This is a genomic window from Bacillus sp. GMs2/2, from assembly GCF_050172095.1.
GTDB classification, from domain to species: domain Bacteria; phylum Bacillota; class Bacilli; order Bacillales; family Bacillaceae_G; genus Bacillus_A; species Bacillus_A cereus.
This window is the reverse complement of record NZ_JBNLYE010000204.1, coordinates 1-7,312: the sequence shown is the minus strand read 5'-3', so window position 1 is coordinate 7,312 and position 7,312 is coordinate 1. Positions and strand designations below refer to the sequence as shown.

Here is a 7,312-nt window from a genome sequence, read left to right as displayed (position 1 = left end):
AGTAGATTTAAGTTTAATTATTTTCTACATATCCTATTCCATAATTACTCCTAAAATAGAATAATATTACTAATCATTTATTGTAAATTGACTATTTGCCAGGCAACCGAATGTCGCGCCAGCTACCTACATCGCATTGGCCAAATTCATTATTACCTACCGCGACTACCGTGCCATCCGATTTAAGGCCAACAGTATGACAACGCCCCGCCGCTATCATATCTTTGGGCCATCGCTTCACTTTTTCTTTCGATAAAAGGTAATCCATGTTTTACCTCCTTGCATATAAGCAACTGTATCATAATAGATATTTTTATCAAATTTCATTATAAATCTACATTTACAAAGAAAGCTTATTTTACTTCTTTAAAAAATAAAAACCTCCAGTTTAAATACTAGAGGTTTTCTCTTTATTTCTTCAAGCGGTCAATAAAATCGTTCAATTTATCTAGCGATTTCATATTCTGATTGCAAGCTACACCATCTTTGCAAATGTAGTTTCCCTTTTTAACGAAAGTTCCTGGTACATCGCCTTTAATTTCAACTAAAAACATTCCTACTTCTTCATGCCCATGACATAATGAACAAATGCTTTTTTTATTTAAACTTTGGAACGTTCCTTGCAGACCAACAAATTTATTTTTATCATTTTTCGCTATAATAAATTTCCTGCTTGATCCCTTATCAATCCAGCTTAAATAAGATATTTCTTTCATATCCATTTCTTCCATATCAGGAAGTTTTAACTTTTTCGCCTTAGGAAATAACTTTTTTAATGTTTGTGCTGTAACTTCTTGAAACGGAATTACATACGGATTTATTTTCATTAAAAATGATTCTGCATCTTCTCTATTTTGAACTGTTAATACCGTATCAATTAACTCTTTCTGTTCATCCGTTAAATTCTCAAATACATGTATTATCTTTTCAATCGCAAGCGATTTTAACGCTTGAATTACACCTCTATCATTTGCCGTTGCATGCCCGTTTGCTAAAATATAAGCTTGTGATTTTATAAAATTATATTGATCACTTCTAATAAACGCTTCCATCTTTATCACTCCATACAAATTGTTGATCTAGTTTTATTGTATACAATGATTACGTTTTTTGATATGTAAAAGATAACTTAGAAACAAACATTACATATATCACTTATTCTCTACCGCTGCATTTCCTGACAAAAGAAGCCATCATCTGTTTTCCATTCCGCATATAATACGTCTTCAAATTTAGTAATTCCTTTTTGCTTTATTTGTTTATAAAGCCACCCTTCATCAAATCCCGCTTCCCTCAAATTATCCTTAACTACTTTTCCATCACTAATTAATGAAATTGGTAAGTATACAGGCTTATGTTTTAAACTTAAATCATTTACAGTAGGAGATTCGTATTTACTTTTTTTCAAAACGCTTATGTTTCCGTTAGGTTCCAATATCATATATTCAACTTCTCGGATTGAAAATATATCTTTTTGTTGCCTAAGCATTTGTTGTAATTGGTTTATATCCAAATGATTTACGCTTAATTGTTCACGATCAATCTTTCCATTACGAATAATAATTGAAGGATATCCTTCAAAAAACCTTCTTGTCCCTCTTACTTTTTGTGTTATCACTTCAATAGTATAAATTAAAATTACCCAAACAAATACTGAATATAAAATAGACCATACTTTAATTTTAGGATCATATATTGAATTTCCAACGAGCTCACCTAGGACGATTGCAGAAATAAAATCAAAGGGCGTTAGCTGAGATATTTGTGTTTTCCCTAATATTTTTGTAGCAATTAATAGAACAAAAAAACCAATTAAAAGCTCTATCGTTATTTGTCCAATATGATTCATATATGTTCACCTTTCTACTCTTCAAATGTTCTGTATAGCATTTAATAAAAAACGGCACATTTTTTCTATTATCATGCCCGTTCACACTTCATATATCCAATACATATAAAACAAAAAGAGTCTGATTCAAAGTAATATATGAATCAGACTCTTTTCCTCTTATTTAGAATACACAATCTTTTTAATCGTTTCCCCAGAAAGAAAATATTCTTCTGCAAGTTGATGAATAGCAATCCCACTTTTAAACGCTTTTTTAATTGCTTTATTTCTTTCATCTAGTTGTTTTCTTCCGCCAGATCGTGTACCCCATTTATAATGTTTCGTTTCTTGTTTCGGAATATAAATTGTTTCACCTTGTATATACTTTTGAATTTCAGTAATTAAACTCTCTGGTAAAACAGCATTAGCTTTTACGTATTTCATTTCTGCTCGCCCCTTATTTTTTATGATTCATTTCAATAAGGTGCAAAGCCAAATATAAAAAATGATACGAGCTCATATAGGCGATTGTATATTACTTGTCTACCTCACGCAAAGTATCGCCATTTCCATACTTGGCTTTGCATGAGACGTTGCAGTGTCTGGCAATTGAATTATAATCGCCATATAAACACCTCCTAATATACCTTTTGCATTTTATTATATGATAAATTCCTTCTCCTTGCATCCACACCCTTCTTAAAGCACGAAATTACTTAGTTTGATATAATACTTTTTAATTGAATCAAAAATCATTGTGAGGTTACGTTATGAAGAAAAAAATTATCATTACGATCGTTACACTATTCTTTATTATCACGGCATTATTCGGAACATACAAATTGATGAACGCAAGAAGCTTTCAATTATTTGGAGATTTAACACAACGCGTAGAAACAAATGAAAAAGTGATCGCTTTAACTTTTGATGATGGCCCTACTAACAATGTAAAACAAATATTACCGCTACTAGATAAATACAACGCTAAAGCTACTTTCTTTTTAATTGGAAATGAATTAGAGAAAAATCTATCGTTAGGAGAAGCTATCGCGCAATCTGGGCACCAACTTGGAAACCATACATATTCTCATAATAGAATGGTTTTCAAAACACCTTCTTTTATTAAAGATGAAATAGAAAAAACGAATTCATTAATCCGCCAAACAGGATTTACAGACGCAATTGATTTTAGGCCCCCTAACGGAAAAAAATTAATTGGACTACCCTATTATTTAAATAAAAATAATATCGAAACGATTATATGGGATCTTGAGCCCGATACTTTTTATAAATCTGCGGCTGATAAAATTAAATATGTTAATAAAAATGTAAAACCAGGTTCTATCATTTTATTGCATTCTATGTATGATGAGTCTAATGAAAATTTACAAACGATTGAAGGTATTTTAGATTCTTTATCTAAGAAGGGATATCAGTTCGTAACGGTAAACGAACTGCAAAAAAGAGCAAAATAAAAAGGTAGCGTATCTTTGTATGATACGCTACCTTTCTATTTATATAATGCCAAGTACATTTAAGAATACGATAATAATCGCAATTGGTGCGATAAAGCGAAGTAAGAATAACCATAACACAAATAGTTTGTATCCTTTATTTTTACTTACACCTAGCTCTTTCATTAATACATCTTTCTTCATTTTTAAAGGAACAAAGATAGAAACTAATAATACACCAAGTGGCATTAATACGTTACTTACTGCATAGTCCGCTAAATCAAAGACTGTCTTCCCGAAAATCTTCAGATCACTTAATATACCGAATGATAATGCTGATGGTACCCCAACAACGAAGATTAATAACCCTACGATTAAGGCCATTTTTTCACGTTTCCCTTTACCTTTTGATGTTAACGATGCAACACTAATTTCTAACATCGAAATTGCTGATGTAATAGTAGCAAAGAAGAATAGTAATAAGAAAACGATGAAGAATAATTTTCCGAATGCCATTTTACTGAAAATAGCTGGCAGTACGATAAATAATAGCCCAGGTCCTTGAGATGGTTCCATTCCAAATGCGAACACTACTGGGAAAATTGCAAGTCCTGCAAGTAATGTAATAACAAGAGTTAAGGCTACGATAGAAAATGCTGAACGTGGTAAGCTTTCTTCTTTCGGTAAGTATGAGCTATACGTTACCATAACGGCTACCCCGACAGATAATGAGAAGAACGATTGCCCCATTGCGTATAATATAACTTCTGATGTTACATGTGAGAAGTCAGGTTGTAAGAAGAAACGAACTCCTTCTCCAGCACCATCTAACGTAAGTGCACGAACGATTAAAACAAAGAATAAAACGAATAATGCTGGCATGAAATATTTATTTACTTTTTCAACACCATTTTGTACACCTTTACTTACGATGAAAATAGTAATTAGGATGAATAATAGCTGTGACCCAACTGCTAAATATGGATTGGAAATGATTTCACCAAACGTAGCTTCGTATGCCCCATTTCCTTCCCATAGTCTACCTGTAATTGCATTCCATAAGTATAATAAAATCCAGCCTCCTACAACACTGTAGAAAGAAAGTAGTATGAAACAAGTTACAATTCCTAATTTCCCTAACCATGGCCATAATGTTTTTGGTGCGATTTCTCTATATGCATCAACGGCCTCTTTTTGTGTACTTCTTCCGATAACGAATTCAGCTAATAATAGTGGTAAACCAATTAATAATGTGAAACCGATGAAAATAAGGAAGAACGCGCCGCCCCCTCCAATTCCGGCCATGTACGGGAACTTCCAAATCGCCCCTAGACCAATCGCTGAACCTGCTGCAGCTAATACGAAACCTAATTTCGATGTCCATTGCTGTGAATTCATTTGTTAATCTCCTCTCTATCTCTTTTTCTTTGTTACAATTCGGTATTTATATTGTTCTATCAATACTCTTTTCTAATACGTTCACTTCCTCCCTAATAATAAAAAAACGCCCCTACGTAAATACGTAGGGACGACAAAAATATCGCGGTACCACCCTAGTTGTGAAGAACACTAAGAAACCACCTAAATAAAAACGCCCCTACGTAAATACGTAGGGACGATAAATATCGCGGTACCACCCTAGTTGTGAAAAAATCTTCACCACTTTATTTGATAACGGTATAAACTACCGTCTTTCATTTCCTCAAAATATGAGATTTATGAAAGATGCTCCAGGACGAACTTCATGAATAATCTATATACTGATTCACACCAACCATCAGCTCTCTGAAATAGGGAGATATTCACTACTATACCCTTTCATTGCCCAAATATTATTTTCCGAATTGATTACTATCATTTTTATCACACATTAAAAATAGTGTCAACTTATATTTCGAATTTTTATGTATTACAATCTATTTAAAAATTCGAAATATAAGTTTTAGTTTAGAAAACAAGTAGCTTAGTACATAGCGAATTCTAACAGGCAATAGAAAAAGAATTACGTATTATTGATACTTATTCAATAATACAAATCATCTAGAAACATAACCTGTCTCTCTGTATTCATTTTTTAAGAGTTTGATGGATACCAAGAAAATTTCGCATCACTATCCAGTGGTCTATTTTTCGTTTCTTCTTTAATTACACGAAACCATTCATTTAGAATTTGAGTTTTGGGCAATTGAGCAGCAAGGCTATCTTCCCAAATTATATGTGAGAACCAGGCTTTCGTTTCCCATTCAAACTGCAATTGTGCGAACGAAATTATAGGGTGATCAGCTCCACGAAATTGCTCATTTACTGCATTGGAAACTTCTGGAGCTTGCGGTAACAACTCGTTCTGAATTCTATTTCTTATCGTCTCATTTTCTAGCTGATCCCAGAAATACAATTGCCCATTTATTTGATAAAAAATATCAAATGAAGCCTCACCTTTCTTCAAATTCAATAACACGAAGGCACGTTCCACATCATTGTCAGCCGCCTTTACAGCATTAACAATTATATTTTGTGCCATTGATACCCAGTAACTAGTCGCTTCCTCTACCGGTGATTCAACATACAATTCTTCACTTAATTCATGAAGAGTAGCTTCTTGCTCATTTACTTTTTCAACTTTTTTAAAAAACCTATTAAAAAAACCCATAACTTCCCCCTTATTACTATTTTCTATTTCACAAAACAAAAAATAGATTTTTCTTGCTCATCCACATTTACTCCTGGCGCGTATGTATGGACTTGTTGCAACACTTCTTCTATTAGCAACTCTAACTCCTGCACACTTTTTTCTGGATTCCCTATTAATGTGTCCGCCATACGTTCATATAATTTTTCAGGTTTAATAGTCATTCGTTCCACATTATTAGGCATCCATTTAAACGCTGGATGATGTACGTATATTTTATTCAAACCAAATAAAACACCGAATACGTTCCTTTGTACTTCGCAAATAACGTCATAAAGCATAAGCCAATCTTTCCGTTTTAAAAGCGCCTTTCGATTGTGCCAACGATTACTTAACCATAGATTTTCCGAAATCATCCGTTTTACTAGTTCATCTGGATATGCCGCTACTTTTTCTTTTAATTCATTCACTTTCCCTTCTCCATACAAACTAACACCATCATGAATGGATGATACAATACATTGTTTTTCATAATTTATATCATATTGATCCACCACATCCGAAATTACTTTCTCTACTGTCTCTGTTAAAAAGTTACTAATCTCTAATTTAATTCCCTCTTTCGTTAAATACGTTTCCGACCATTCTTCTTCCTCATACGGATGATACGATAATATTTTCCCATCAATATGATAAATAGGGGCCCTACGATCCTCATCTTCCGGCGGTGTTGACCATAAAATATGTAATTCTATATCTGAATGTTCATCTTCAAGCTTTCTAGCTACTGAACCCGCTAAAATAATGGCTTCTACTTTCGGATTTTTCCTATAAATCTCTGACATCTCTATCGCTTTCTCTTTTAATCCCATTTCATTTCCCCCTAAAATTGCAGTAATCCCCTATATTTCATTTATCTATTTCAATATTACAGCTTGCATTACCTTGTCAAATTCCTACTTAATCATATTTCTATCCAATAGCGCTGAATAACTTCATCAGTACGAGAAGAAACTACTTCATTTTCTAACACACCGCCAACCTTTTGAATCGTTTTAGCAGAACCGATATTGGATTTATCGCAAGTTATTAATACTTTCTGCAATCCTAACTTTTGCGCTTCAGCTAATGCAAGTTGTAGTTGTTTCGTAGCGTAACCGTGGCGACGTTTATTTGGATGGACACTATATCCAATATGACCGCTTTCCCGTAATAATTCTGGATTTAATCTATGTCTAATATTCACAAAACCTATAAGTTCTCCTTTTTCAAAACTTAAAAACTGACTAGATGGCACTCGATTAGCTAGTAAATTTTCTCCTAGTGCTTGTTTACTCACTTTTTCAAACCATTCATCAAGAGAATCAAAGTTTTGTAAAGAACTACTTCCATGTGGTTGTT

General features: G+C 33.1%; 8 protein-coding genes, 1 pseudogene and 1 other annotated feature. Of the genes and pseudogenes, 1 reads left to right on the top strand and 8 read right to left on the bottom strand.

The features are described 5' to 3' along the window. Positions 1-109 precede the first annotated feature (109 nt). The 4 genes and pseudogenes from ACQGS6_RS19935 to ACQGS6_RS19920 form a co-directional block, all read right to left on the bottom strand. Positions 110-268: pseudogene (locus ACQGS6_RS19935) on the bottom strand (RCC1-like domain-containing protein); the annotation flags it as partial. Between the two features lie 142 nt (positions 269-410). After that, a complete protein-coding gene (locus ACQGS6_RS19930; RefSeq protein ID WP_000387073.1) occupies positions 411-1,052 on the bottom strand; it encodes a FusB/FusC family EF-G-binding protein in 642 nt (213 codons plus the stop codon). 110 nt (positions 1,053-1,162) lie between these two features. Continuing rightward, the gene (locus tag ACQGS6_RS19925) at positions 1,163-1,849 is read right to left on the bottom strand and encodes a DUF421 domain-containing protein (RefSeq protein WP_001015535.1); all 687 of its coding nucleotides are present in this window, start codon (positions 1,847-1,849) and stop codon (positions 1,163-1,165) included. A 159-nt stretch (positions 1,850-2,008) separates the two neighbouring features. Next, complete coding sequence (locus ACQGS6_RS19920) at positions 2,009-2,272, bottom strand: CD3324 family protein (protein WP_000878327.1); 264 nt, start codon at positions 2,270-2,272, stop codon at positions 2,009-2,011. Positions 2,273-2,598: 326 nt separating this feature from the next. On the opposite strand from ACQGS6_RS19920, the gene ACQGS6_RS19915 reads away from it, so the two are divergent. Then, a complete protein-coding gene (locus ACQGS6_RS19915; RefSeq protein WP_000726856.1) occupies positions 2,599-3,303 on the top strand; it encodes a polysaccharide deacetylase family protein in 705 nt (234 codons plus the stop codon). 39 nt (positions 3,304-3,342) lie between these two features. Here ACQGS6_RS19915 and ACQGS6_RS19910 read toward each other — a convergent pair whose 3' ends face one another. The 4 genes from ACQGS6_RS19910 to ACQGS6_RS19895 form a co-directional block, all read right to left on the bottom strand. After that, entirely contained in the window at positions 3,343-4,680 is a 1,338-nt protein-coding gene (locus ACQGS6_RS19910) for a sodium-dependent transporter (protein WP_001088185.1), read from the bottom strand. A 210-nt stretch (positions 4,681-4,890) separates the two neighbouring features. Next, positions 4,891-5,113: a binding site (T-box leader), on the bottom strand. Positions 5,114-5,356: 243 nt separating this feature from the next. After that, positions 5,357-5,932: a hypothetical protein gene (locus tag ACQGS6_RS19905; RefSeq protein ID WP_000505545.1), complete on the bottom strand. Its 576-nt coding sequence runs from the start codon at positions 5,930-5,932 to the stop codon at positions 5,357-5,359. 23 nt (positions 5,933-5,955) lie between these two features. After that, the gene (locus tag ACQGS6_RS19900) at positions 5,956-6,783 is read right to left on the bottom strand and encodes a DUF4037 domain-containing protein (RefSeq protein WP_326318450.1); all 828 of its coding nucleotides are present in this window, start codon (positions 6,781-6,783) and stop codon (positions 5,956-5,958) included. A gap of 92 nt (positions 6,784-6,875) precedes the next feature. After that, the coding region (locus tag ACQGS6_RS19895; RefSeq protein ID WP_426965468.1) for a GNAT family N-acetyltransferase at positions 6,876-7,312 on the bottom strand (437 nt) is incomplete at its 5' end.

Bases quoted from the DNA above. Each gene is read 5' to 3' on its own strand.
- ACQGS6_RS19930 (WP_000387073.1), bottom strand. From the start codon at position 1,052: ATGGAAGCGTTTATTAGAAGTGATCAATATAATTTTATAAAATCACAA.
- ACQGS6_RS19925 (WP_001015535.1), bottom strand. From the start codon at position 1,849: ATGAATCATATTGGACAAATAACGATAGAGCTTTTAATTGGTTTTTTT.
- ACQGS6_RS19920 (WP_000878327.1), bottom strand. From the start codon at position 2,272: ATGAAATACGTAAAAGCTAATGCTGTTTTACCAGAGAGTTTAATTACT.
- ACQGS6_RS19915 (WP_000726856.1), top strand. From the start codon at position 2,599: ATGAAGAAAAAAATTATCATTACGATCGTTACACTATTCTTTATTATC.
- ACQGS6_RS19910 (WP_001088185.1), bottom strand. From the start codon at position 4,680: ATGAATTCACAGCAATGGACATCGAAATTAGGTTTCGTATTAGCTGCA.
- ACQGS6_RS19905 (WP_000505545.1), bottom strand. From the start codon at position 5,932: ATGGGTTTTTTTAATAGGTTTTTTAAAAAAGTTGAAAAAGTAAATGAG.
- ACQGS6_RS19900 (WP_326318450.1), bottom strand. From the start codon at position 6,783: ATGGGATTAAAAGAGAAAGCGATAGAGATGTCAGAGATTTATAGGAAA.